General features: G+C 61.6%; 21 protein-coding genes and 1 pseudogene. 12 read left to right on the top strand and 10 right to left on the bottom strand.

Going from position 1 to position 23892, the window contains the following annotated elements:
• Positions 1-124: 124 nt before the first annotated feature.
• Complete coding sequence (locus NKT35_RS19415) at positions 125-2389, top strand: TonB-dependent receptor domain-containing protein (RefSeq protein ID WP_254296161.1); 2265 nt, start codon at positions 125-127, stop codon at positions 2387-2389.
• Between the two features lie 36 nt (positions 2390-2425).
• On the opposite strand, the gene NKT35_RS19410 is transcribed toward NKT35_RS19415, so the two are convergent.
• Positions 2426-2788, bottom strand: a complete 363-nt coding sequence (locus NKT35_RS19410) for a CZB domain-containing protein (protein WP_371926386.1) — start codon at positions 2786-2788, stop codon at positions 2426-2428.
• 90 nt (positions 2789-2878) lie between these two features.
• Complete coding sequence (locus NKT35_RS19405; RefSeq protein ID WP_254296158.1) at positions 2879-4945, bottom strand: site-specific recombinase; 2067 nt, start codon at positions 4943-4945, stop codon at positions 2879-2881.
• Positions 4946-5075: 130 nt separating this feature from the next.
• On the opposite strand from NKT35_RS19405, the gene NKT35_RS19400 reads away from it, so the two are divergent.
• The 4 genes and pseudogenes from NKT35_RS19400 to NKT35_RS19385 all read left to right on the top strand — a co-directional run bounded on the left by NKT35_RS19400 (position 5076) and on the right by NKT35_RS19385 (position 8084).
• Complete coding sequence (locus NKT35_RS19400) at positions 5076-5693, top strand: TetR/AcrR family transcriptional regulator (protein WP_254296156.1); 618 nt, start codon at positions 5076-5078, stop codon at positions 5691-5693.
• 3 nt (positions 5694-5696) lie between these two features.
• Positions 5697-6209, top strand: a complete 513-nt coding sequence (locus tag NKT35_RS19395; protein WP_254296154.1) for a DUF4442 domain-containing protein — start codon at positions 5697-5699, stop codon at positions 6207-6209.
• A complete protein-coding gene (locus tag NKT35_RS19390) occupies positions 6206-7021 on the top strand; it encodes a crotonase/enoyl-CoA hydratase family protein (RefSeq protein ID WP_254296151.1) in 816 nt (271 codons plus the stop codon). Before NKT35_RS19395 ends, NKT35_RS19390 begins: the two co-directional genes overlap by 4 nt.
• A 105-nt stretch (positions 7022-7126) precedes the next feature.
• A pseudogene (locus NKT35_RS19385) lies at positions 7127-8084 on the top strand (IS5 family transposase).
• Between the two features lie 306 nt (positions 8085-8390).
• On the opposite strand, the gene NKT35_RS19380 reads toward NKT35_RS19385, so the two are convergent.
• Both NKT35_RS19380 and NKT35_RS19375 read right to left on the bottom strand, forming a co-directional pair.
• On the bottom strand, positions 8391-8798 hold the full coding sequence (locus tag NKT35_RS19380) for a VOC family protein (protein ID WP_254296149.1): 408 nt from the start codon (positions 8796-8798) through the stop codon (positions 8391-8393).
• The gene (locus NKT35_RS19375) at positions 8795-9373 is read right to left on the bottom strand and encodes a flavodoxin family protein (RefSeq protein ID WP_254296147.1); all 579 of its coding nucleotides are present in this window, start codon (positions 9371-9373) and stop codon (positions 8795-8797) included. Before NKT35_RS19375 ends, NKT35_RS19380 begins: the two co-directional genes overlap by 4 nt.
• Positions 9374-9442: 69 nt before the next feature.
• Here NKT35_RS19375 and soxR point away from each other — a divergent pair, with 69 nt between their 5' ends.
• Positions 9443-9937: a redox-sensitive transcriptional activator SoxR gene (gene soxR, locus NKT35_RS19370; protein ID WP_254296145.1), complete on the top strand. Its 495-nt coding sequence runs from the start codon at positions 9443-9445 to the stop codon at positions 9935-9937.
• 57 nt (positions 9938-9994) lie between these two features.
• Here the strand turns inward: soxR and NKT35_RS19365 are convergent, their stop codons facing one another.
• Entirely contained in the window at positions 9995-10267 is a 273-nt protein-coding gene (locus tag NKT35_RS19365) for a hypothetical protein (protein WP_254296143.1), read from the bottom strand.
• Between the two features lie 263 nt (positions 10268-10530).
• On the opposite strand from NKT35_RS19365, the gene NKT35_RS19360 reads away from it, so the two are divergent.
• The 4 genes from NKT35_RS19360 to NKT35_RS19345 all read left to right on the top strand — a co-directional run bounded on the left by NKT35_RS19360 (position 10531) and on the right by NKT35_RS19345 (position 15403).
• A complete protein-coding gene (locus NKT35_RS19360; protein ID WP_254296141.1) occupies positions 10531-11316 on the top strand; it encodes a substrate-binding periplasmic protein in 786 nt (261 codons plus the stop codon).
• Between the two features lie 131 nt (positions 11317-11447).
• Positions 11448-12044: an Ntn hydrolase family protein gene (locus NKT35_RS19355; protein ID WP_254296139.1), complete on the top strand. Its 597-nt coding sequence runs from the start codon at positions 11448-11450 to the stop codon at positions 12042-12044.
• Positions 12041-12919, top strand: a complete 879-nt coding sequence (gene hslO / locus NKT35_RS19350; protein WP_254296137.1) for an Hsp33 family molecular chaperone HslO — start codon at positions 12041-12043, stop codon at positions 12917-12919. Before NKT35_RS19355 ends, hslO begins: the two co-directional genes overlap by 4 nt.
• Before the next feature lie 483 nt (positions 12920-13402).
• Positions 13403-15403, top strand: coding sequence for a DUF4034 domain-containing protein (locus NKT35_RS19345; RefSeq protein ID WP_371926385.1), 2001 nt, complete (start codon positions 13403-13405; stop codon positions 15401-15403).
• Positions 15404-15582: 179 nt separating this feature from the next.
• Here the strand turns inward: NKT35_RS19345 and NKT35_RS19340 are convergent, their stop codons facing one another.
• From NKT35_RS19340 to NKT35_RS19325, 4 genes are all read right to left on the bottom strand, one after another.
• Positions 15583-16431, bottom strand: a complete 849-nt coding sequence (locus NKT35_RS19340) for a carbohydrate ABC transporter permease (RefSeq protein WP_254296133.1) — start codon at positions 16429-16431, stop codon at positions 15583-15585.
• Between the two features lie 9 nt (positions 16432-16440).
• The gene (locus NKT35_RS19335; protein WP_254296130.1) at positions 16441-17310 is read right to left on the bottom strand and encodes a carbohydrate ABC transporter permease; all 870 of its coding nucleotides are present in this window, start codon (positions 17308-17310) and stop codon (positions 16441-16443) included.
• Positions 17311-17392: 82 nt separating this feature from the next.
• On the bottom strand, positions 17393-18655 hold the full coding sequence (locus tag NKT35_RS19330; protein WP_254296128.1) for an ABC transporter substrate-binding protein: 1263 nt from the start codon (positions 18653-18655) through the stop codon (positions 17393-17395).
• 31 nt (positions 18656-18686) lie between these two features.
• Entirely contained in the window at positions 18687-19550 is an 864-nt protein-coding gene (locus tag NKT35_RS19325) for a glucosamine kinase nucleotide-binding domain-containing protein (RefSeq protein ID WP_254296126.1), read from the bottom strand.
• A 148-nt stretch (positions 19551-19698) separates the two neighbouring features.
• Here NKT35_RS19325 and NKT35_RS19320 point away from each other — a divergent pair, with 148 nt between their 5' ends.
• On the top strand, positions 19699-20898 hold the full coding sequence (locus NKT35_RS19320) for an ROK family transcriptional regulator (protein ID WP_254296125.1): 1200 nt from the start codon (positions 19699-19701) through the stop codon (positions 20896-20898).
• Positions 20899-20940: 42 nt separating this feature from the next.
• Entirely contained in the window at positions 20941-22620 is a 1680-nt protein-coding gene (locus NKT35_RS19315) for a glycoside hydrolase family 9 protein (protein WP_254296123.1), read from the top strand.
• Here the strand turns inward: NKT35_RS19315 and NKT35_RS19310 are convergent.
• A complete protein-coding gene (locus tag NKT35_RS19310) occupies positions 22617-23876 on the bottom strand; it encodes a DEAD/DEAH box helicase (RefSeq protein WP_254296121.1) in 1260 nt (419 codons plus the stop codon). The two genes, NKT35_RS19315 and NKT35_RS19310, sit on opposite strands and share 4 nt — an antisense overlap.
• Positions 23877-23892 lie beyond the last annotated feature (16 nt).

Raw genomic sequence — 23892 nt, 5'->3', positions numbered from 1 at the left:
GGTGGTGATTCTTGCGTGGAATCGTTCAATGTGAAATATAAATAAGAATCATTATCATTGAAAATATGAGTGGTTTTCATTAGTATTTGCGCTTTCGCACCTTTCGTTAACAAAAGCGCAACAAATGAAGAAGAAAACTCTCGCCACTTGGCTGGCTATGCCGGCGTTGTGCCCGCAAGCATTGTGGGCCGCGCCTCAGGAACAGATGATGGAGCCGGTCCGTGTCACCGCTACCTCGCCTGAGCGACAAAAAACCGTGCTGGAAGCCGATGATCTGCGCCGCGCGCGCGGAACCGGCAATGCCGACATCTTTTCCGGCCAGCCCAGCGTAACGGTCAACAACGCCCGCAATGAAGCCGGCGCCATCGACTTGGCCATCCGCGGCCTGCAAGGCGAGGGCCGGGTGCCGGTGGTGATCGACGGCAGCCTGCAATCGACGCATACCAATCGCGGCTATCAAGGCACCAGCGACCGAACCTATATCGATACCGATCTGATCAGCCGCGTCAGCATAGAGGAGGGCGCCTCGACCGGCGCCTTCTCCAGCGGCGCGGTGGGCGGCTTGGTGCAGATGAAGACGCTGGGCGTCGAGGATGTATTGTTGCCGGGCGAGTCCTTCGGCGCGCTGGTCAAGGGAAATCTTTACAATAACAACAAGATGCCGGATGTCCCGGCCAATGAGCGAGATCAAGTCTATTACCAGCTGAATAACGGCATCGGTCCGCGCGTTTTCAATAATGGCTCCGCCACCTTGGCCTTGGCGTACAAGCAGCCTGGTTACGATGCGCTGATCGCGTTCAGCAAACGCCGGACCGGCAATTATTTCGCCGGCCAGCGCGGCCGGGATTTATATCCTGAGGCGGTGACCTCGCCGGGGCAGGAGGTGGTGAATACCAGTTACGACAGCAATTCGCTGCTGGCCAAGCTGGGCCTCAATGTGGCGGATGGGCAGCGCGCGCAGTTCATTTACCGCCGCCATCAGCAGCGCGCAGGGGAGTTGTTGGCGGCCTATTGGTACAAGGGAAGCCATGATCGGGATTTCAATGACCTGCCGCCGGGCGTGGAAACCATGCCGCAATGGGAGCTAGGCACGGCGGATGTGCATGCCTACAGCGCCAGCTATAGCTATGCGCCCAGCGGCAACCGCTTGATCGACCTGCAGATGGCGGCATGGGCGACGCAAGCGGACATGCGCCAGCATAACGGCCTGTGGTCGGGGCCGCCGGGATCGTCCTATGGCGACCAATATCTGCATGCCTACCGGAATGACCGCCACGGCGTGAATCTGAGCAATCGATCCGAGCTGTCCAGCCTGCCCCTGATGCTGGAGTATGGCCTGGCGGTGCAGCAGGAGAAGATCCGGCCCACTTACAACTTCTCCGGCGACCCCAGCCGGGCCGGCAGCGCGCGCAGGGGCTTGCGCCAGGAGCGCAGCCTGTTCGCGAATGCCAATCTGGACTTGGGCCGCGCCCAATTGATGCTCGGCGCGAATCTGCATGACGCCAATACTCGCGATTACGCCGCCGGCAGCGAGGTGGGCTTTTCGCCGCGAGCCGACTTGCTGGCCCAGCTGAATGTCAAATTGGCCGATTGGGCGGATGCTTATCTCAAGACCAGCCGCAGCAGCCGGATGCCCAGCTTGTATGAGTCCACCACGTCGACAGAAATTTTCAATTACAACTCCTACAATCCGCTGCGGCCTGAGCAGTCGGTCAACCGGGAGCTGGGTTTGCGCGCGCAGTTCGCCGATGTGCTGTCCGCCCGCGACAGCCTCAAGCTGCGCGCCAGCTATTTCGACAATACCGTCCATGACTTCATTACCGGCGCATGGCTGGACTCCACGCCTGGCATGTCGGAGTGGCGGGGCAATTTCACCTTCCTCAATTACGACAAGCTGCGGCTGCGCGGCTATGAATTGGGCCTTAACTACAAGAGCGCCTCCTTCTTCGTCGATGCGGCCGCCACGCTGTATCGGCAGCCGGAAGTGTGCTCCGCGCTGCAAGCGGGCCGCCGCGACACCGCGCAGTGCAACGCCAACGGTTTTGCGTGGAGCCTGATCCCGACCCGCATTCCGCCCAAGAACAATTACGTAGTGACGGCGGGCAAATATCTGCTGGATGGTTCGGCCACGCTGGGCGGCCGGATGCGCTACCATTCCGCCAAGACCAATCCGGCGCAATGGCTGCAAGGCACGGGGGCGAGCCCGGTGATCGAGCTGCCGTCCGAGAAACTGTTCGACTTGTTTGCCGAATACAAGATGAACAAGCGCGTCAGCCTTAGCCTGAATGTGGACAATCTGACCAACCGCTACGCGGTCGATCCCGGCTCGGTGATCAGCATGCCCATGCCGGGCCGCACCATACGCCTGGGGATGGAGGCCAAGCTGTAATCGCCGGAAACGAGAAACGGGGGGCCTCCCCCCGTTTTATTTGGGGCTGTTGGCCGCCGTCTCTTGCCGGAGTTGCATGATGGCCACGCTTACGGCGCTGGAGGCGACGGCGTAATCGCCCTCTTGCATGGCCAGCTCCGCTTGCTGGTATTGATGCAGATTGATCATTTGCGCGATCTTGCCGGCTTCTCGATGGAAAATCGCATGGCGGTGGACGCAAGTTTGAAAGATGCTCAGCTTGCCGTAGCGGTTGCGTCCGTCGCCGTGCAGCCATTTGCCCAGTTCGCAGCAGTTGTCCCGCGAGATGGTTTCTACATCCATGCTTTCCTGTTTATTGACAGCCTCTCGAAAACGCGTCTTCCACTCCGCATGCGTGAGCAATGCCTGATCCAGATCCATAGCGACCTCTGCCGATACTTGCTTGCAAAACCCCCGCGCGGGGCGAGGGTGGTCAAACTTTTTGTTTTGATTGCTACAGTTTTTATAGGATCAATCAGGGGTCTTCGCTACTTCCGGCGCAGGTTCGCCCGGGCTTGGGAGCGGCGCGCCGCCGGCCTCTACGGCAGCCGGGCGGGGCGGCACAAAGAAGGATTGCGGCTGGCGCAGGAAGCGTCGAGCCAGGATGGGCAGCAGCGGCAGCAGCATGGAGGCTGACAGCTTGCGGGAGCGCAAGGCCACCCATAAGGCCAGCGCGAAGCTGACGCCGAGGTTCACCAAGCCTATCAACGCCACGCCGGCTGTTCCCAGCAGCACGGCGGACAAGGGCGCCTGAAAGTCCAGCGCCACGCTGGCGAACGCCAGGTTGGCCGAGGAAAAGGTAATGTGGCGGATGTCCAGCGGCAGGCCCAGCATGGTGCCCACGGTGCCGGTCAGGCCCAGGAACATGCCGAAATAGAAATTGCCGGCCAGCGCGCCCAGATTGTGCTCTACATAGTGCCCCAGTTTCCAGGCGCGGTTTTCGCCCAGGGCGCGGCGCAGCAGCGCATGGCTGGCGATCCGCTCCGGAATGCGGCGGTAGATGGCCTTGTTGTCGTAATAACCGGCGATCAGGCCAGACAGGAACAGGAATACGCCGGCGATGGCGGCATGCGGCAGCGCCAGACTGTGGATGGGGTCGATCTCATGCAGCAGCTTCTGCGCCTTGGCGGCGTCCACCACCGGCGCACCGAACAGATAATGCCAGCCCAGCGCGATCAGCGCGGCGGTGGGGATGGCCAGCAGCACATTGCCGACGATGGCGATGAACTGGGTACGCGCGACTTTGACGATCAAGTCGGCCAGATCGTCCAGCTGCTTTTTGCGGCCGTTCTTTTCGTGCAGCGCGGCCGCCAGGCGGGCGGCTGTCATCGCCGGCTGCTTGGTGGCGATGGTGAAGTGCAGAATCTGCACGATGATGAAGCCGATGGCGTAATTGAGGCCGAAGGCGATGCCTTCCAGCAGCAAGGGCAGGTGGCCGCGCGCCAGCATCAGCTTGATCAGCGCCATGAAGCCGACGATCAGGCCGGCGCCCATCGCGGCCTTGCCCATCTTGGCCCAGTCGCGGCGGTCTTCCGCGATGTAATGCTCGCCGTGGCGGCCGGCGTGCTCGGTGACCTGCAGCGCCAGCAGCTCGGTATTGGATTTGAACAGGTCGCGGAGGCTGTACTTGCGGTTTTCGGCCTGGGCGAAGTCCACGATCAGCTTGAACAATTCGGGACGCTGCGCTGGATTATGCTCGGGCGAGAGCAATTCAAGCAGCGCGCGCAAGCGGGCTATGCTCTGTCCCAGGCGCAGGCCGTGATAGGTCAGACTGACCGAAATGCCGTAGCGGGCGGCGTTCTTGCGCACCTTGCCCAGAATGGCTTCGCATTGCTCCAGCAAGACTAGAATCTGCTTTTCGTCTTCCGCCGGCGCGGCGCCGTCCACCAGGGCCTGGTGGCAGACATCCACGTAGCGCTGCACTTCGGCGTTCAAATGCATGAAGGGCGAAGCGAAGCGCTCCACCTCCGGGCAGACGCGCACCAATTCCGGCTCCAGGCCGATGGCGGTGATGCGGGCGGCCAGCACCTGCACCGATTCCAATAGTTGCAGCCGGGTATTGCGGGCGCTGTCGTGATTGGGCGCTTCGTTCCAGGCCAATGCTTTCCACAAGGAGTGCCAGGTGGCGTCCGGCACCGAATCCAGCCAGATGTAGTCATGCTTGTGGTTGAACAAGCGGCCGAAGCGATCGCGCAGCGAGTCCGGATTGTAGGGCATGGGCAAGGCGCGCTCGCCCAGGCGGCGGATCAGCGTAGTGCCGAAGCCGTCGTTGGCCAGGATGCCGGCCTCCGTGTAGAGCGGGATCTGCCGGGTTTCGGCCAGCAGCGTGCACAAGGCCTGGCGCAAGGCCTGGCGGTAGTCCGGATGGTGTTCCAGCAGAAAGGACAGCGCTTGCAGATTGACGGTGGCGTGCTGCGGCGGCTGGCGGTCGCTGGGGCGCACGGCCGCCACCAGCGCCGCGAGGGCGTCGGTTTGGCCTGGATCGCGGCATAGCTGCCGCAAGGAGAGTTCCAATTCAGGGAGATGTTGTTCTGTCATGTTTACCCAGGTTGTCCGCGCGGGGCGCGGAGAGTGGAGGCGTTCATCCCATTTTAGGGCATGGCCGCCGTCGCGTGGTTCCGCGCGACAGGCGATTGACACCTTACTAACCAGTAAGTAGAGTGATTTGATGAGCATTGGTTCCGACAGCAAAAACGACACCCGCAAGCGCATCCTCGATCTGGCCGAGGAGCTGTTGCTGACGCGCGGCTACAACGGCTTCAGCTATCAGCACATCAGCTCGGCCCTGGGCGTGCGCAACGCGGCCATACATTACCATTTTCCCAAGAAAAACGATTTGGGCGTGGCGCTGATCCAGCGTTACCGCCGCCGTTTTCAGCGCTTCATCGAGCAGCAGGCGGACTGGGACGCGGCGCGCCGGCTGGAAAGCTATTTCGGCCTGTCGGACCAGTATTACCGGCAGGACAAGCAAATCTGCCCCAGCGGCATTTTCAGCACCGAATTCCAGACGCTGCCCGATGATATGCGGGAAGAGGCGGCGGCGTTCATCGACGAGATGCGGCAATGGGCGGTAGCCATTGTCCGGGAAGGGCGCGATGCGGGGCAGATGGCCTATTCCGGCGCGCCGGAGGCCGTCGGCATGCTGTTGTTTTCCGCCCTGCAAGGCGGTTTGCAACTGGCGCGGATAGACGAGGCCGCGCTGCCGATGCTGAAGGAGCAAGCCAGAACCATGCTGGGGCTGGCGGAGCCAATCCAGAATAACGACACGAGAACGATAGAGGGGTAAACCATGGAGTACCGCAAGAACAGCATGAGCCGGATCGCCGACAAGGTGGGCCGTCTGCCGCTAGGTTGGCGCCGTCCGGTGCTGTCGATGATGTTCGGCAAGATCGTGCCTTTCCTGTCCACCGCCGGGCTGCGTTTCGATGAGGTGGGCCACGATAAACTGACCGTGAGCATCCGCAACCGCAAGAAGGTGCAGAACCACATCCGCGGCGTGCATGCGGCGGCGATGGCGCTGCTGGCGGAAACCTCCACCGGCTTTGTGGTGGGCATGAATATGCCGGACGACAAGCTGATGCTGCTCAAGTCGATGAAGGTCAATTACATCAAGCGTTCGCAGGGCGATATGAAGGCCGTGGCGACGCTGAGCCCGCAGCAGATCCAGACCATGTACGAGCAGGAGAAGGGCGAAGTGCTGGTCAGCGTGGAGGTCACCGACGAATCGGGCGAGCCGCCCATCATCTGTGAAATGCTGTGGGCCTGGATCCCCAAGAAGCGTCCGGAGGCGAAAGCGGCATGATTACCCTGCAAACCCTGACGGTGGAGCTGAGCGACAAGGTGGCTTTGCTGCGCTTCAATCGCGGCGACAAGGCCAACTCGCTGAACCAGCAGATGTGGCAAGACTTGCGCGAGGCGCTGGATTGGGCCGACGGCGAGGCGGGCGTGCGCGCGGTGGTGCTGGCCGGACACGGCAAGCATTTTTGCGCCGGCATCGACCTGTCCATGCTGATGAGCTTGCAGTCGCTGATTCAGGACGAGTGCGAAGGCCGCAAGCGCGACAAGCTGCGCCGGGTGATCCTGGATCTGCAAGATTGCGTCACCAGTCTGGAACGTTGCCGCAAGCCGGTGATCGCCGCGATCCATGGCGCTTGCCTGGGCGGCGGCCTGGATATCGCGCTGGCGGCGGACTTCCGTTTCGCAGCCGAGGACGCCGTGTTCGGCGTGCGCGAGGTGGATATCGGCATGGTGGCCGATGTCGGTTCGCTGCAGCGCCTGCCGCGCGTGGTGGGCGAGGGCGTGGCGCGCGAGCTGGCCTTGACCGGCCGCGACATGGTGGCGCAAGAGGCGCTGGATGTGGGCCTGGTCAACAAGGTGTTGGCCGATGCAGAGGCGGTGCTGGCCGCAGCCATGCAGAGCGCCCGCTTGATCGCCGGCAAATCGCCGCTGGCGGTGCGCGGCAGCAAGGAAGTGCTGAACTACAGCCGCGACCGCAGCGTGGCCGATGGTTTGCAATTCGTCGCCGGCTGGAATGCGGCAATGCTGATCTCGGAAGATATCCAAAAGGCCGGCATGGCCGCCATGATGAAGCAGGAAGTCAGCTTCAGGGATTAGGGCGTATCGTATCGCACATCGTCCTTTGGCAGCTAGGGAAGGCCTGAACAAGTCCCCGGTCTTCCCGTCAACTGATTCCACCTCAGCCTGAGCCAGGATGCCGCCATGCGGCAGCAGATGACCTTCTCCGATCTCGAACTTGCCGCCAAGAAGAATCGCACTCGCCGCGAAATCTTTCTGGGTGAGATGGATCAGGTCATGCCTTGGCCGCAACGGGAAGCCGCCATCGCTCCGGTTTGCCCCAAGCCCGGCAATGGTCGCCGCTCCTATCCGCTGTCCGCCATGCCGCGTGTCTACTGCCTTCAGCAGTGGTACAGCCTGTCAGATCCTTCCTTGGAGGAACGCCTGTACGAGATCGCCTCCATGCGCCAGTTCGCCGGCCTCTCCCTGAACGCATCCCGGACGAAACCACCCTGCTGAACTTTCCCCGTCTGCTGGAGAAGCACCAACTGACCCATGCCCTGTTTGCCGCCATCCGCCAGCATCTCCCCGACAAGGGACTGATGTTGAAGCAAGGCGCCATCGTCGATGCTACCCTGATTCACGCGCCCAGCTCCACCAAGAACGCCCAGGGCGAGCGCGGCCCGGACATGCATCGGAAGAAGGGCAAACAGTGGTACTTCGGTATGAAAGCCCATATCGGGGTCGATGCCCAAGCTGGACTGGTGCATCGCGTGGCCGGCACCGCCGCCAATGTGGCAGATGTCACGATGGTCGATCAGTTGCTGCCCGGCGAGTAAATCGATATGTTTGGCGACGCCGGCTTTGCTGGCGTGCACCAGCGAGCCGAATACCCATCGCGAGCGGCGCGCTGGTGGATCGCCATGAGGCCGGCCAGCGCAAAGCGCTGACGGATTCGGCAAATGACCGGCAGGTCCGCTTGGTCGAAACGGTAAAACCAAGATTCGGGCCAATTTGAGCATCCCTTCCGGGTTGTCAAGCAACAGTTTGGCTACTTGAAAACACGCTACCGCGGCTTAAAGAAAAACACTCGCAACTGATGACGTTGTTCGGCTTGGTCAATATCTGGCTGGCGCGAAAGACCTTGCTGGCGGGAAACTAAAGGGATGGATGACCGGGAGGCCCGGTCATCCTGATGGCGGGCGGCCTGAAATCGACTGGTCTACTGCCGAAGCGCCTGCGATAAGTTGCATTTCTGTTTGCGCAGTAGCTTGTTCAGACCTTCCCTGGCAGGGGTGTCAAGGAAAAGCTGCGGGCTAGAAAATTGATGGCAACACTAGTTTGGGGAGGCTTGTCCGGGGCTGGTCCAGATGCCAGTGTGTGGTGAGATCTCATGAAAAACGGATACCCGTAAAATGCGGGGGCGGCATCAATCTAAAATGCTCCTTATGGGAGGTCCGTTTGCACTTCAGCTGCGAGAGGGAATAGCCGCCGCTATTTCGACATAGTCATAGCTGCTGATTTCAAAACGATTGCCATCGGGGTCGGCAAAATACATCGACCATGAAATATGGTGATCGACTACCTTCAAAGGCATGGCCAATTGCGTTTCCAGGTGCTTGCGCCACTCCCAGAAGTCGGCGGCGCTTGCCGCGAGCGCGATGACTGGGCTTGGCATGGGCTCAGGCTGCTCGAATAGGGCGAGATGCAGAATGTCATCGCGGTCCGTCAGCGTTAACGGTCCTCCATCCTGGTTCCAGAAGGCTAGCGATGGCACGGCCTCCAGTCCCAATACTCGGCGATACCAGTTTTGCGCAGCGCGTCTATCCCGCACGTAGAGGTGAATGTGGTCAATTCGCGCGATAGCGGGCGTCATGCGGCCTCCGCGGGCGAGCGCGTGCCAAGGCGGCTTGCCATGCGCGCGACACGTTCGCCAAGGTGGCGGGCGGTGGCGAGGTCTAGAGGGTGCGGCGTGCCATCCGGGCAGTGCGCGGTGGCGCCGAGCTGGCAGCCCAGGCGGTTTAGTTTGTGCGCCTGTTGTCCATTGGCGATATCCAGTCCGCACCACAGCATGCCGTGTTGGGCCGCCAAGGTGGCGAAATACGCCAAGGTGGCTTGTTGATCGCCATTGGGGCTGCCGCCTACAGTGAAGCCGGCGGCGATTTTTCCGGCCAAGGCCTGTCGGCACCAGGCTTCGCTGCTGGCGTCGGCAAAGGATTTGAACTGCGCCGCCGGCCCGCCCATATAAGTAGGGCTGCCGAAAATGATAGCGTCGGCCTGCTCAAGCGCATGCTTGCAAGCCTGCAAGGAATAGCGTCCTTCCATGATTTGCCTGGATTCGATGCGCAGCAGGCTGGGCTGGCCGTGCTGCGCCGCGCCCTCTGCGATGGCTTCGGCTAGCTGATGCGTGCTGCCGGCGGAGGAGTAGTAGATGATCAGAATATTGTTCATGGCGCGATGTGCTTTTGTCATTGAAATGCTAGTATCAAAGTTAAAGTTAACTTCAAGTCAAGGGCGGGCATGAGCGAGGGGTGGATCAGCATAGGCCGAGTGGTCAAACGAACGGGCGTGGCAGCCAGCGCCTTGCGTTTTTATGAGTCGAAAGGCTTGATTCGCAGCGTGGGCGAGGCCGGCAAAACCCGGCATTACCATCGAGACGTGATTCGCCGGGTGTCATTCATCAGGATCGCCCAATCCTTGGGCATGAGCTTGCAAGAAATCGCAGACGCGCTCTCTCGTTTGCCTCTTCAGCGCACGCCTTCCGCCGATGATTGGGCGCTTATTTCCCAGGCGTGGCGGGGCTTGTTGCAGAACAGGATAGATGCGCTGTCCCAATTGCGGGACAAATTGGATTCGTGCATTGGCTGCGGCTGCCTGTCATTGCATCATTGCCAGTTGTATAACCCGGGCGATGCTGTCGGCAAGCAAGGGCCTGGTCCGCGTTTCCTCACCGCGCCAGATAGCGAAAGCGGCGGGCCGGCGACCTCAAGCGCCTCGCGTAAGAGCAAAACGTAGCGGCTGCCAGAGGCGGCCGCTACGTTCTCTTGCCGGAGGCTGGCCTGGGCATGGGGCTCAGGCGAGTTCCGCGTCAAAAAGAGACTGGCTTTGCTGCGGGCATCCGTGGGGAATGGCCTCCATTCGGATGACTTGCAGCTTGGCCATGTCTTTCAGGCGGCGGCGCAATGGCGGAGGCACCATATCCTCATCGCTTGAGATTGCGCAGGATTCTGCCGACTTGGCCGACTGCTCCTGAATCTGTTGCTTTTCGAAGCAGGTCAGAGGGCGTTGCAGGATGGCCTCCAACGGCACATCCATGTCGAAGTTACTGTCAAGCATGACGCTCACCTCATGAGGATATGTTGCCTGTAGACCGCTTGTGGCGGGAACAGGTGGACAACTGCCATCTCATGATACGAGCGACGAGGTGATTTGTTTATAAGTAGGTACAACTAGAAATGGAGAAAACTGTCTTTTTAAACAGCTAATTGCATGCTTTTTTGAGTGTGGCCGGGGCTTTGCGTCGGCGCCTTTCCATCCCGCCTTCTTGGCGGCGGGCCTGGCCTGCCTTGAGTATGATAAGTGGAGGATGGTTTCTCGGCGAGTCGCGTATGCGGAAAGGGTGGGTGTTGGCCATCGCGCTGTTGGCGAGCGCTTGGGCCAGAGGGGGCGATGGCGAGCTTGCCATCTATACGGACGAGTGGCCGCCTTTGAGTTACGCCGAGGGCTCGGAAGTCAAGGGCATGGCGGTGGAACTGGTGGACATGATCCGTTCGCGCCTGCATGTTTCCGCGCCGGTGAAGCTGGTGCCTTGGGCCAGGGCCTACAGTTATGTCCTCAATCGGCCCAATGTCATGCTGTTTGTGCTGGGGCGCTCGGCGGAGCGAGAGGCGCTGATGACCATGGTGGGGCCGGTGGCGCGGGCTGACATCAATTTGTATTGCCGGCGCGGCGAGGCGAGCAGGCTGAAGGCGATGGGCGAGAAAATGCTGGACGCGCCGCTGACAGCCTTTCGCAGCAGTATTTTCCTATCGGTGGCCCGCAAGCATGGCTTTCGCAATATCGTCGAGAGCGCAACTCCGGAACAATCAGCCTTGCTGCTGCATTCGGATCGCGTGACGCTGTGGTCGGAGGGCGACAGCGTGGTGGCCAGCGTGATGGATAAGGCGGGCTTGGATCGCAATGAGATCGAATTGCTGGCGCCTCTGGAGAAGGTGGATTTGTATCTGGCTTTTTCAAAGGGCACGCCGCGCGCGACGATTGCCGCTTGGGAAGGGGTTTTGCGCGATCTCAAGCATGACGGCAGCTACCGCAAGCTTTATCAACGCTGGTTGCCGTCGGCCTCGCCTCCGCTCAAGGTGGAGAGGGTGGGCTTGGAACCTGTCGATGCCCAGTAGCGGGCATTGCGAGGGTTTGCGCTTGATGTGTTAAAATATCGGGTTCCCCTTAAGGCTTGGCTGTGGATTTGAAATTTTGCGATTCGCCCCCAGTTTGAGCGGGACTAACCGAAACATCTAGGTGACGCGGGATGACAACCATTGTGGCTGTGCGCAAGGGCGGCGAGATCGCCATCGCGGCCGATAGCCAGACGACCTTCGGCGACGACCAGAAATTGCTGGCGCCGTATGATTGTTTCCACAACAAGATTTTCCGCCATGGCGACAGCTATTTGGCGGTTTCCGGCAGCGCCGCGCATGATCTGGTATTGCAGAGCGCGCTCAAAAGTTTGAAAAAAGCCGATCTAAGCAGCCGCGCGGCCATCTTCGAGACCTTCCGCAAACTGCATCCCAAGCTGAAGGACGCTTTTTACCTGAGGCCGGAAGAGGATGAGGAAGACCCATACGAATCCAGCCAGATGATGGTGGTGATCGCCAACCGGCACGGCATTTTCGGGGTCTATCCGATGCGGGAAATATATGAATTTTCCCGGCTGTGGGCGATAGGCTCGGGCCGAAAATTCGCGATGGGCGCGATGTACGCGGCTTACGAGCAAAACTTGAGCGCCCGCGAGATCGCCGAAATCGGCGTGCGCGCCGGATGCGAATTCGACGTCAGCTCCTCGCTGCCGATGACGACCTATACCGTAGAGCTGGCCGCCCATGCGGCCAAGGAAGCAAAAGAATGAACCAACACGATACTTTGCAACGTTTTCTGTTTGATGGCGCGCCGGTGCGCGGCGCGCTGGTGCGCCTGGACGGCGCTTGGCAGCAAGTGCTTTCCCGTCGCGCTTATCCGGAGCCGCTGAAGGCCATCCTCGGCGAAATGATGGCCGCGTCGGTGTTGATGGCCGCCAATCTGAAGTTCGACGGTTCCCTGATCTTGCAAATCCACGGCACAGGCGCGCTTAAACTGGCGGTGGTGGAGTGCAACAATGATCGCACCGTCCGCGCCACCGCCAAATGGGAAGGCGAGCTGGACGACAAGCCGCTGGCCGAACTACTGGGCGCCGGCGGCAGGTTTATCCTGACGCTGGAGCCGCGCCTGGATAAGAATCAGACTTGGCAGGGCATCGTGGCGCTGGAAGGCCAATCCGTCGGCGAAATGCTGGAAAACTACATGCTGCGCTCCGAGCAGCTGGAAACTACGCTGAGCTTGGCCAGCAATGGCCAGACTGCGGCCGGCATGTTGTTGCAGCGCCTGCCGGAAGGCCATGGCGAGGCGGAGGGCTGGAACCGGGTGCGCATGCTGGGCCGCACGCTGAAGTCGGAAGAGCTGCTGGAGCTGGGCGCCGAAGACATCCTGCATCGCCTGTATCACGAAGAGCAGGTGCGCGTGTTTGAGCAGGAAACGGTCAGCTTCAATTGCAACTGCTCCCGCGAGCGCGTCGGCAATATGTTGACCATGCTGGGCGGCCAGGAAGTCGGCGAAGTGATTCTGGAGCAAGGCAGCGTCGAAATCGTCTGCGATTACTGCAATCAGCATTATGTATTCGACGAAGAAGACGCCAATCATCTGTTCGATTTCGATGTGGTGGGCGCCGTCCGCGAAGCGAGGCATTAATCGGCGTTAACCGGGGGCGGTGAGCGCTTGGCGCGCCATGTAGTCAAGGCGCGCAACGCCACCCCTTGGTTTTGACGATATGATTCCGGCGGCGCGGGGCCTTGGCGCCGCAGCGCGTGCCGCGCCGAAAGCCAGTTTATCGATTGCCGCCGCGATCCGCTCTCTCAATTGCCCAGCTCAGCCGCAAAGAAGCGATGCAGCCGTGTTCTTGCCTTTCAAACCCGCAATGAGCAAGCTGTTCGGCGGTTTTCTAAGCCCCCCCGTTGGCATGGGCAATCAAGGCTGCAGCTAAGGCATGCGGCATTCTGTGTTGTTTGATTCCTCTGCAAGCGATGGTTCCGCATGGGAGGTGAGCCAACTCGCCATGTTTGTCTGACGGTCTGTCGAGATAGCGTCTGGATAGTATTTAAGGACAAGCATCTGCTTGTTTAGTACCATTGGGCATTTTGTTTTTGGCATTTAATGCCATGAAGATAAAATTATATGTCCGATATCGCACCCCTCTGGCTATCCGCCAAAACATCACAAGATTCCGTCATTCATAATCGTGCAGACTACACTGCGCGTTCGCTCTTATGGCATAGCAACTTTCAACAGGCGGAAGCCATGCTGCGGCAATGGCATGAAGACAGGCTGGCTGGCCGGCTTGACGAGTCCGATTATCATGCCTGGATGAAAGGCGCGACCATTGCCGATATCCGGTTTGATCCCATATTGCGCGCCTGGCTGGAAGGTTCGCCGCAGAGTTATGTCGCGCATGCCGTTTACGCCCAATACTGTTACGCCATTCTGTATTTGTATCGAGGAACCGCAACCGGCAATACGGTGACCCCATTTCGCCAGCTGAAAATGCAGGAATGGGGATGGAAAACATTTAAGGCGGCCAAGCAGGCTTTGACGCTCGACCATGGCGGCGACCCCAGCGTAACTTATGAGTGTCTGATTAATTTGATGCGGGTATGGGGTGGCGGCGAGGGCGTTGATGCGGACGAGCTTCCACAACTCAGCGAGGCGGATTGGAGCCAGATCCACATTGAAACCTTCCCCGTAAATGAGGAAGAGTTCGAGCACGATTACTGGTTGCGGCGCGCCTTCGCGGAAGCGCCAGCCAGTTTCGAGATTCACAACACCGCCTTGTATAACCTGACCCCGCAATGGGGCGGCAGCGAGCAAGAAATGGAAGCGCTGGTGGCGGAAAGCGAAAGCCGCCTCAGCCCGGTGGATTTCGCCTGGCTCCGCAAATGCCTGTACGAAAACCTATCGTACTATCACTCCTGCTTTCAAGGCGATGCGGGGCGAGGCCGGCATTTCCGCCGCCTGGCCGATGCCATCGATCTGGCAAGCATCGCTCCCGAGCTTGCGACGAAATTGAAAGAAAACGCCAGGCTGGACGAGCTGTACGAGGACGCGCGCAACTGGCTTTACGATGAGGACAGCCGCGGCGCGCAAAAGGCGCTGAAGCTATTGCAAAAAGCGCCGCCTGAGCAACGCGCGGCAAACAGCGTGGGTGGTTGGTTTGAATTATTGGGCCGCACGCATTGGACGTTGGATGATTATCCCGCCGCGCTGGACAGCGCGCTGATCGCGCTCAAGATCGGCAATATAGGCTGCCTGGAATACCTGCCTATGATCTTCACCGACGACAATTCTCCTTTGCGCGAGGATCCTTATGGCTGGCAAATCATCGAGGAATTGGTGGCCATGGATCACGGAATGGGTTATCGGACCATGGGGCATGTCTTGGGCTGGGGCCTGTTTGGGCGCGAGGCGGATATCCCCGCCGCCTGGCCTTATGCCATGGCCGCGGCGCATCGAGGCGAGGTGACGCCGATGAATACGCTGGCGCAATACTTTTTTGTCAGCGATAGGCGCGGCATGCCGGCCGATCCGGCATTCGCGCTCGATCTATATTTCTGGGGCGCGGATACCATGGGTGATAACCACAGCATGCTGCATCTGGGCCGCACGCTGGCTTTCGGCGCCAGCAGGTTTGGCCAGGATGTGCCCACAGATCTGGAAAACGGCTTTCACTGGCTGCGGGCGGCTGTCAACAAGGGTGAAAATGATGCAGCGTTTTGGCTGGGGAATATGTATGCCGAAGGCCTCTACGTAGACCAGAATTTCCAAGCCGCGCTGGCTTGGTACGACCAATGCGTAGAGGACAACAGCACGGAATGGCGAGAGGAGGCTGCGATTCACGCCTTATTGCTGGTAGAGAACGAGCTGGACGACAAGAGCGCTACCAAGAAATATATTGATGCGCTCAAGGACAGCCAAAACGCCAATACTTGTTTCGAGGTCGGCGATTACTACCGGTTCATCGCTGAAAAATACGATCAACCCTCTCACTATCGCCCTGCGGTGGCATGGCTGCGGCGTTCCGCCCAGCTTGGCCATGAAAACGCGGACGCTGTCGCGAATGAGTGCGAGAGCAAGTTGCAGCCGGGCTTGCTGCGGCGCCTGGCAAGCAAACTGGGCTGGTAATCCTATTCCGGGCAGGCAAGTCCGCGGGCGCTTTCGATGCGCAAACGCCAATGCGCGTACATGCCGCGGCTTGCTGACGGGGAGGGGAAACGAACGCCACGAGCCTGCCTCGTGGCGTTTTTGAGCGCGCAGCTGGCCGCGCTCTGGATAGACGTGGACAAATGCCCGCCGCGCTTCATTTACTTTACTGCTCCGTCCATTCCTCGCATGAAATAGCGCTGGCAAAAGATAAACACCGCCAATACCGGCAGGATGGCCAGCACCGCGCCGGCCGCCACCATGCGGGTGGAAGTGGCGAATGCGCCCTTCAGATACAAAACGCCGACGGACAGCGGATATAGCTCCGGCGTTTTCAGCACCACGCTGGGCCAAACATAAACATTCCACGACCACACCAGGGTAAAGATGCCCAGCGTGGCGAGATAGGGCAGGGATAGCGGCAGACAGATGCGGCTGAACACTTGCCAGTCGTTCGCGCCATCCATGCTCGCGGCATCGATGATCTCGTCCGGTATTTCCTCAAACGCGTGCTTCATCAGATAAATGCCGAAGGCGCCGGCCAGCGAGGGCAGCACCACGCCCAGGCGGGTATCGTCCAGCCCCAGCCGGGTGATGGTGACGAAATTGCTGATGAAGTTGATTTCGCTGGGCAGCAGCAGCGTGGCCAGGATGGCGTAGAACACCAGTTGCCGGCCGCGGAAGCGCAGCTTGGCCAGCGGAAAGGCCGCCAGGCTGGAGACGATCAGCGTGCCCAAGGTGGTGAGGCCGGAGATCCACAAGGAATTCCAGAAAAAACGCCCCATGGGGATGGCGTCCCAAACAGCGATGAAGTGCTGCCAGCCGGCCTCCCTGGGCCATAGCGGCGGCGGAAAATCGAACACCTGTTCGCCATTGCCCACGGCGATTTCCAATGTCCAGTAAAAGGGATAGCAACAGGCGGCGGCGAGCGCGATCAGGATCAGATAATCCGGCAGTTTGCGCAGCAGGCGTCGATGATTGAGCGCGCGCGGCAGGGAGATGGCGGTCATGGTGGTCTCTCAGCGGTGGTCGGCGCGGATCAATTTGAAGTTGAGCCAGGCCAGCATCAGGCAAACCAGGGTCAGCACCAGGCCAGCGGCGCTGCCGCGGCCGAAGTCCAGTTGATTGAAGCCTTGATGGAAGGCGTAATACAAGGCGGTGAAGGTGGAATTGAGCGGCGCGCCGCGCGTCATCACCAGCACTTCCTCAAACGCCTTGAGCGCGTCCAGCGTGGAGATCAGGCTGCAAAACAAGATGGTGGGCTTGAGCATGGGCAGGGTGATTTTCCAGAAGCGCTGCCAGCTATTGGCGCCGTCCAGCCGCGCCGCCTCCTGCATCTCGGCCGGGATGGCTTGCAGGCCGGCCAGATACAGCACCATGTAGTAGCCGATGCCGCGCCAGAAGGTGACGAACATGACCGAATACAGCGCCAGATTCTCATCGCTGAGAAAACCGATGTCGCGCTCGGGAGCCAGCCAGCCCAGCCAGTGCAGCGCGCTGTTGAGCACGCCGTAGTCGGCGTACATCCAGTTCCACATGATGCCTACCACGGATACGGTGGTGATCACCGGCAGATAGAAGGCGGCGCGGAACAGCTTGATGCCGGGCAGGGCCTGGTTGACTAGCACCGCCAGCGCGATGCCGGCCAGCTGGATCAGCGGCACCACCAACAGGTAGCGCAGCGAATTGGCCATGGCCTGCCAGAACACCGGGTCGTCCAGCAGATAGCGGAAGTTGTCCAGTCCGGCCCATTGCGGCGGCGAGATCAGGTCGTAGCGGGTGAAGGCGACATAGCTGCCGAACAGCAGCGGCCAGAAGGTGAACACGCCCATCAGCAATAGCGCGGGCGACAGGAATAACCAAGCGTTGCGGGCCGAAGATTGCGTCATGACATTCTGCCAATGCGGATGCGCCAGAAAAAAATCCCTCCCCCGGCGCTGCGGGGAGGGCGATGAGGAGGGCTTACCCGTGCTACTTCAACTGGCGGTTCCAGAAGGCGGCGGCATCGTCCAGAGCCTTCTGCGGATCTTTCTTGCCGGTGATGGCGGCTTCCACATTGTCGACCAGATTCTTTTTCAGATCGCCGACATTGGGCACGCCGGTCAACACCAGAGTGCGGATATTGACGGCCACCTTGGCGCCTTCGATGCGGGAGCGCTCGATGGCGCCGCCGCCGGCCGAGGTTTTGACGAAGTAGCCGTCATTCAGCGCCTGGCGGGTGGAGGGGAAGGTGGCGCCGGTCACTTTGGAGAAGGCCAGCTGCTGGCTGTCGCTGGTCAGGAATTTGGCGAACTTCACCGCCTCTTGCTGAGTGGCGGCGGGCAAGCCCTTGGCGATGGCCCAACTGAACAGATAGCCGCCTTGGACGATCTTGGTCGGTCCCAGCGGCGCGGGCTGCACCACGGTGGCGGCGTAGATGCCGCGGGCGTCGCTTTGCGTTTTCTGGGCTGCGGTCGGCGCGGTTTCCATCATCGCCAGCCGGCCGCTGTTATACAGCTTGACGCTGTCTTGGAAGTTGTCGTCGGCGAACAGGCTGTCCTTGGCCAGCGCGCCGGCCTTGTAGGCGTCGGCGAATTTGCGGATCAGCGCCGCGTGCTTGGGGCTGTTGAACACCGCCTTGCCGTTTTCGATCAGGGGCAGGCCCTGGCCCAGCATGATGCCGTCGATCTGGCCCAACTGCGGCAGCAGGCCGGCGACGCCGGTCTTGGCCTTGATGGCCTTGGCCAGCTGCAGCTCTTCATCCAGACTCTTGATCGGCTTGTTCGGGTCCAGGCCGGCCTTTTTGAACAGATCGCCATTGATGACCAGTACATTGACGTTGTTATACCAGGGCAGGCCATACAGCTTGCCGCCAAAGCTCAGGTCGGTCAGCGTGTTGGGCAGGTAGGCGGCCTTGTCCGCGCCCAGGACGGCGTCCAGCGGCAGCAGCGTGCCTTTCTGGGCGTATTTGAACAGGCGCGGCACATCGTGGTTCACCAGCGCAGGCGGCTTGCCGGCGGCGATGGCGGCGTTGAGCTTGGTTTCGAAGTTGTCGTTGAAAACATCCACCCATACCACTTCCACGTTCGGGTGCTGGGCTTCGTAGGTTTTCTTGGCCTGGGCGAAGTAGCCGTCGAAACGCGGCTTGAGCGAGTCGGTCCAGAACTCCAGCCTGACTTTGTCGGCATGGGCGGAGGCCGACAGGGCGCATAGCAACAGCGCGATGCCATTCAAGGCTAAGCGGTACGGTTTCATCGTCAATCTCCTCGTTATTGTGATGATCGATTCAACGTTTCAACAGCAGCAGGGCGCCCTGGGTGGAATCGCCCAGCGGGGTGACCAGCCGTCGGCGGAAACCAGGCGGCAGCCAGTCCTGCAGCGCCTTGCCCAGGCCACCGCACAGCGCGACCGGCAGGGTTTCCTCCGGATCCAGCGCGCGGGCGATGGCCCAGGCATCCTCGCCGGCCTGCCGCAGCAGGGCGTCGGCTTCCGGGTCCTTGCGCGCCGCCTCCAGCACCAAGGGCGCCAGTTGGGCGAAACGGGCCGGCGTGGCCTGGCTGTGCCAGTTCATCATTTCCTGCCAGCTGCCGCCGACATCATGCAGCACGGCGCGGCTCAAAGGGCTGTGCGAGCGGCGGCCATCCAGGGCCATCTGCGTCAGCTGCGCCGCGCGCTGGCCCAGCCAGGCGCCGCTGGCCTCATCGCCGCTGGGATAGCCCCAGCCGCCCACCTCGCGGTGGCTGCCGTCCGGATACAGCGCCTCGCCTATGCTGCCGGTGCCCAATGCGACGATGACGCCAGGCTGGCCGTCGTGCGCGCCCAGCAGGGTGGTGTAGCCGTCGGTGGCCAATTTGACCGCGGCATAGGCGGGCGCGGCGTTCAGAAACTGCTGCGCCCACACTTTGTTGTGCACGCCGGCCAGGCCCAGGCCGATCGCGCATTGGCCGTCTTCGGGGCGGGGGATGCGCGCTTGCCGGAATGCCTCCGCCGTCACCTGGCGGATGACCTGCCATGACTGCTCTGTGCCTATGGCCAGGGACGAGCCGGGGCCTTCGGCATGGGCGACCGGCGCAAGGTCGGGCGCGGCAACGATCACGCGGGTGCCGGTGCCGCCGCCATCGACGCCTATCAAGTATTTCGGATTCTGCATGGCAATCCGGGCTGAGCCCGCCTTGATGATGACATTTGTATTTTTGCGAGTAAAGCACTGGCTATTTATTTCGTCAAGTTGATTTATTTAATAGTTTGACATGACGACGGCTTGCCGCCGATGAATGGCCTTGCGATACTCCCACCTCATGAAACTGCATGCAGACAAGCCTGAAGCGCTGACCGTTTCGGGGACGAATCTGGAGCACGCGCGCTCGCACAACCGCCGCGCCGTGCTGGAAACGATACGCCGCAATCAAAGACTGACCCGCGCAGAGTTGGCGCGCTTGACGGCGCTGACGCCGCAAACCGTGTCCAACATCACGGCGGAATTATTGGAAGCCGGCATTTTGCTGGCAGGCGCGCCGGTGCGCGACGGCGCGCGCGGACAGCCCGCCATCCCCTTGAGCCTGAATCCGGATGGAGCCTACTCCATCGGCGTGCAGCTGGATCACCGCCATTTGATCGCGGTGATGGTGGATATGGCCGGCGTGCTGCGCGCGCGCGTGGAAACGCCTGTGGACCGGCCATCGCCCAAACAAGCATTGCCTGTGATCAAAAAGGCGCTATCCGATCTGAAAGCGCAAAGCGCTTCGGCCTGGGAGCGTTTGCTGGGCATGGGGTTGGTGATGCCGGGGCCGTTCGGCGTGCAGGGCATGACTTCGGTCGGACCGACTACCTTGCCGGGCTGGGAGGCGATGGATGCGACGCAGCTGTCGGCAGCGTTGGGGATGCCGGTCCGCCTGGAAAAGGACGCGACCGCGGCGGCGATAGGCGAGCGGCTGTACGGCAGCGCCAGCACGCTGCAGAACTATGTCTATTTGTTTGTCGGCACCGGTCTGGGCGCCGGGCTGTTTCTGGATGGCAGCCTGTATGCGGGCGGGCGGCATAACGCCGGCGAAATCGGCCACATGATAGTGGAGCCGGACGGCCTGCATTGCGAGTGCGGCAACCGGGGCTGCCTGGAGCGCTATGTATCGTTGCGGGCCTTGGGCGAATGCATGCGTTTGCCTGACGATAACGAAGCGCTGCGCGCCTTGCTGGCGCAGCCGCCTCTGGCGGGGGACGCATGGCTGCGGCAGGCGGCGCCCAGGCTGCGCCAGGCGATCAATATCCTGGAGTGCCTGCTGGATATCGAGGCGGTGGTGATAGGCGGTTTGCTGCCGCCGGCCTGGCAGCAGGCGCTGGTCGACAGCCTGCACCCGCTGGCGTCTTCCACGCGCAGCAGCCAGGCCTCGCGGCTGCGGCTGGGCAGCGCGGGACGCGATGTGGTGGCCTTGGGGGCGGCGGCGTTGCCGATTTTCGATGAGTTCAATCCGCAGTACGAGGTGTTGCTGAAGCGGGCTTAAGTTTGGGGCTCGCGGTTCAATCCACACGGATAAGGGGGCGGCATGGCTTGGCGATTCTTGTTCAATCATCTGGGATTCGACAGCGCGGGACGCAAGATCGCGCTGCTGCAGGGCGAGGCCGGCGCGCATCCGGCCGGCGTTTCGGTATTGGATGCGGACCGCAGCATTGTGCTGAAACTGCCTGTTCAAGCCTTGGGCGCGGTGCCGGAGTGGGGCGAGGCCGCCTATTGGCGCATCGACCTGAGCGCGCTTAGCCGCCCCGGCCATTATCAGCTGTGGCTGGATGGCTCCGCGCCGCCCTTGGTGTCGGCGCCTTTCGAGGTGGGCCACCGGTTGTTCGCCGAGCCGCTGCTGTCCGATCTGCTCAATTATTTCAAATCCCAGCGTTGCACTGGCGTCTACGATCAGGCGGACCGGCGGGCGCCGGTGGAGGGCGGCGAGGAGCGGCGCGACGCCCATGGCGGCTGGTTCGACGCTTCCGGCGACTGCTCCAAGTATCTGACCCACCTCAGCTACGCCAATCACTTGAATCCGCAGCAGACGCCGCTCTTGGTGTGGAATCTGGCGCGCACCCGTCAAGCCTTGCCCAGGCAGCCGAAATGGTTCGACGAAAGGCTGCAGGACGAGGCCTTGCATGGCGCGGATTTTCTGCTGCGCATGCAGCATGAGAGCGGCTTCTTCTACCAAACGCTGTTCGACGGCTGGAGCAAGGACGAGAACCGCCGCAGCCTGTGCAGCTATGCCACCCAGCAAGGCCACCGTTCCGAACAGTATCAGGCCGGCTGGCGGCAAGGCGGCGGCATGGCCATCGCCGCGTTGGCGGCCGCCTCGTCCTTGCTGCGGGACGGAGCGTTTTCGCGCGCCGACTATCTGAGCGGCGCCCGCCGCGGATTTGCCCATTTGCAGGAACGCGGGGCGGACTACCTGCCCGACGGGCAGGAAAATCTGATCGACGATTACTGCGCCTTGCTGGCCGCTTGCGAACTCTATGCCGCCAGCGGCGAACGCCAATATGCCGACGCCGCCGATGAAAGGGCGGCCTGCGTGCTGGAGCGGCAGCATAGAGACGGCTGGTTTTGGCTGGACGCCGAGCGCCGGCACAGCTTCTGCCACGCCTCCGATGCCGGCCTGCCTTACATCGCGCTGATCCGCTATCTGGAAGTCCGCGGCAACAGCCCTTACGCCGAACAGGCCGGCCAATCCTGCTTGCGCGGCTTGTTGAGCGAAGTGCGGCGCACCGCGCAGCCGGGCAATCCCTTCGCCTATCCAAGGCAGTGGCTGGCGCGGCCGGATGATGAGCCCCAATTGCGCTTCTTCATGGCGCAGCGCAACGCCAGCGGCTATTGGTGGCAAGGGGAAAACGCCAGGCTGGGCTCCCTGGCCGCCGCGGCGTGGGCCGGCGCGGCCAGATGGCCGCAGCAGGCGGAGATTTTGAGCGATTACGCCCAGGCGGCGGTGGACTGGATATTGGGGCGCAACCCTTTCGACATCTGCATGCTGCAAGGCCGCGGCCGCAATAACCCGCAATACGAGCCCGGCTATTACAACGCCAACGGCGGCGTGTGCAACGGCGTCACGGCCGCGCCGGGGCAGGATGCGGGGATCGCCTTCTTGCGGCCGGAGCAGACCGACATCAGCCAATCCTGGCGCTGGAGCGAGCAATGGCTGCCCCATGGCGCGTGGCTGATGCTGGCGCTGGGCCTGCGCGGCGGTTTGGCCTAGCCTGCCTGTTGTTGCAGGGCGGCGGCTTCGCGCAGCTTGTCTTTCTTGCTCTTGCGTTTGCCCTTGATGCCGCCGTTGCCGTCCGGGTCGGCCAGCGAAACGGCGGGAGCGGCGGTTTCCAGCGGTTCGAAACCGGCGATGCGCTCGCGCGGCGCGCGCAGCTGCTGGCGTTTTTCGATCAGTTTGAAATGGGCGGCGCAATCGGCGCTGACAAAGCTGATGGCCTCGCCGCTGGCGCCGGCGCGGCCGGTGCGGCCGATGCGGTGAGTGTAATCCGCCGGAGAGCGCGGCAGATCGTAGTTCACCACCAGCGGCAGCCGGGCGATGTCGATGCCGCGAGCCGCCACATCGGTAGCCACCAGCACGCGCAAGCGGCCGGTTTTCAGATCCGCCAGCGCTTGGCCGCGCTGGCTCTGGCTGCAGTCGCCATGCAGCGCGGCGGCAGACACGCCGTTGCGCTGCAGTTTGTCGGCCACCCGGTCGGCGGCTTGGCGGCTGGCGACGAAAACCAGGACGCGATCCCAATCGTGGGTCGCCAGCAGGTGGCGCAACAGCATGGTGCGCCGGCCGGCATCCACCTCGATGGCGCGTTGGCGGATGTCGGGCGCGGTGGCTGCGCTTTGCTCGATGGCGATGCGTTGCGGCTGATTCAGCACCTTGTTCGCCAGCGCGCCCACCTCCGCCGGAAAGGTGGCGGAAAACAGCAGGTTTTGCCGCGCTGGCGGCAGCCGTTCCAATACGCTGCTCAACTCATCGGCGAAGCCTTGGTCCAGCAGCCGGTCGGCCTCGTCCAGCACCAGGGTCTTGATCGATGACAGGCGCAAGGCGTTGCGGTCTTCCAAGTCCAGCAAGCGCCCTGGGGTGGCCACTATGATGTCGGCCCCGCCGCGCAAGGCCATCATTTGCGGATTGATCGATACGCCGCCGTAAACCACGGCCACTTTCAGTTTGCGCGGCAGGCTTTGCGCCAAGTCCTGCAAGATGCCGCCCACCTGGACCGCCAACTCGCGCGTCGGCAGCAAGATCAAGGCGCGCGGCTGGCGCAGCATGGCGCGCGGGCTTTCCAGCCATTGCTGCAGCAAGGGCAGGCAGAACGACGCGGTTTTGCCGGAGCCGGTTTGCGCGGTGGCCAGGACATCGTTTCCCTGCAAAATCGCGGGAATGGCGGCGGACTGGATGGGGGTGGCTTGGGTGTAGCCTTGTTCAAGGGCGGACTGGGCCAGATCGGGCGACAGGCCCAGGGAAATGAATGGCATGAATAACGGCGATGAG

The organism is Chromobacterium sp. IIBBL 290-4 (assembly GCF_024207115.1).
Lineage (GTDB): Bacteria > Pseudomonadota > Gammaproteobacteria > Burkholderiales > Chromobacteriaceae > Chromobacterium.
Note: the sequence above shows the minus strand (reverse complement) of the source record. Positions and strands in the feature narration are given on the sequence as shown.

Bases quoted from the DNA above. Each gene is read 5' to 3' on its own strand.
- hslO (WP_254296137.1), top strand. From the start codon at position 12,041: ATGAACCAACACGATACTTTGCAACGTTTTCTGTTTGATGGCGCGCCG.
- NKT35_RS19400 (WP_254296156.1), top strand. From the start codon at position 5,076: ATGAGCATTGGTTCCGACAGCAAAAACGACACCCGCAAGCGCATCCTC.
- NKT35_RS19335 (WP_254296130.1), bottom strand. From the start codon at position 17,310: ATGACGCAATCTTCGGCCCGCAACGCTTGGTTATTCCTGTCGCCCGCG.
- NKT35_RS19395 (WP_254296154.1), top strand. From the start codon at position 5,697: ATGGAGTACCGCAAGAACAGCATGAGCCGGATCGCCGACAAGGTGGGC.
- NKT35_RS19375 (WP_254296147.1), bottom strand. From the start codon at position 9,373: ATGAACAATATTCTGATCATCTACTACTCCTCCGCCGGCAGCACGCAT.
- NKT35_RS19405 (WP_254296158.1), bottom strand. From the start codon at position 4,945: ATGACAGAACAACATCTCCCTGAATTGGAACTCTCCTTGCGGCAGCTA.
- NKT35_RS19415 (WP_254296161.1), top strand. From the start codon at position 125: ATGAAGAAGAAAACTCTCGCCACTTGGCTGGCTATGCCGGCGTTGTGC.
- NKT35_RS19380 (WP_254296149.1), bottom strand. From the start codon at position 8,798: ATGACGCCCGCTATCGCGCGAATTGACCACATTCACCTCTACGTGCGG.
- NKT35_RS19390 (WP_254296151.1), top strand. From the start codon at position 6,206: ATGATTACCCTGCAAACCCTGACGGTGGAGCTGAGCGACAAGGTGGCT.
- NKT35_RS19355 (WP_254296139.1), top strand. From the start codon at position 11,448: ATGACAACCATTGTGGCTGTGCGCAAGGGCGGCGAGATCGCCATCGCG.
- soxR (WP_254296145.1), top strand. From the start codon at position 9,443: ATGAGCGAGGGGTGGATCAGCATAGGCCGAGTGGTCAAACGAACGGGC.
- NKT35_RS19410 (WP_371926386.1), bottom strand. From the start codon at position 2,788: ATGGATCTGGATCAGGCATTGCTCACGCATGCGGAGTGGAAGACGCGT.
- NKT35_RS19310 (WP_254296121.1), bottom strand. From the start codon at position 23,876: ATGCCATTCATTTCCCTGGGCCTGTCGCCCGATCTGGCCCAGTCCGCC.
- NKT35_RS19330 (WP_254296128.1), bottom strand. From the start codon at position 18,655: ATGAAACCGTACCGCTTAGCCTTGAATGGCATCGCGCTGTTGCTATGC.
- NKT35_RS19345 (WP_371926385.1), top strand. From the start codon at position 13,403: ATGTCCGATATCGCACCCCTCTGGCTATCCGCCAAAACATCACAAGAT.
- NKT35_RS19320 (WP_254296125.1), top strand. From the start codon at position 19,699: ATGAAACTGCATGCAGACAAGCCTGAAGCGCTGACCGTTTCGGGGACG.
- NKT35_RS19360 (WP_254296141.1), top strand. From the start codon at position 10,531: ATGCGGAAAGGGTGGGTGTTGGCCATCGCGCTGTTGGCGAGCGCTTGG.
- NKT35_RS19325 (WP_254296126.1), bottom strand. From the start codon at position 19,550: ATGCAGAATCCGAAATACTTGATAGGCGTCGATGGCGGCGGCACCGGC.
- NKT35_RS19340 (WP_254296133.1), bottom strand. From the start codon at position 16,431: ATGACCGCCATCTCCCTGCCGCGCGCGCTCAATCATCGACGCCTGCTG.
- NKT35_RS19315 (WP_254296123.1), top strand. From the start codon at position 20,941: ATGGCTTGGCGATTCTTGTTCAATCATCTGGGATTCGACAGCGCGGGA.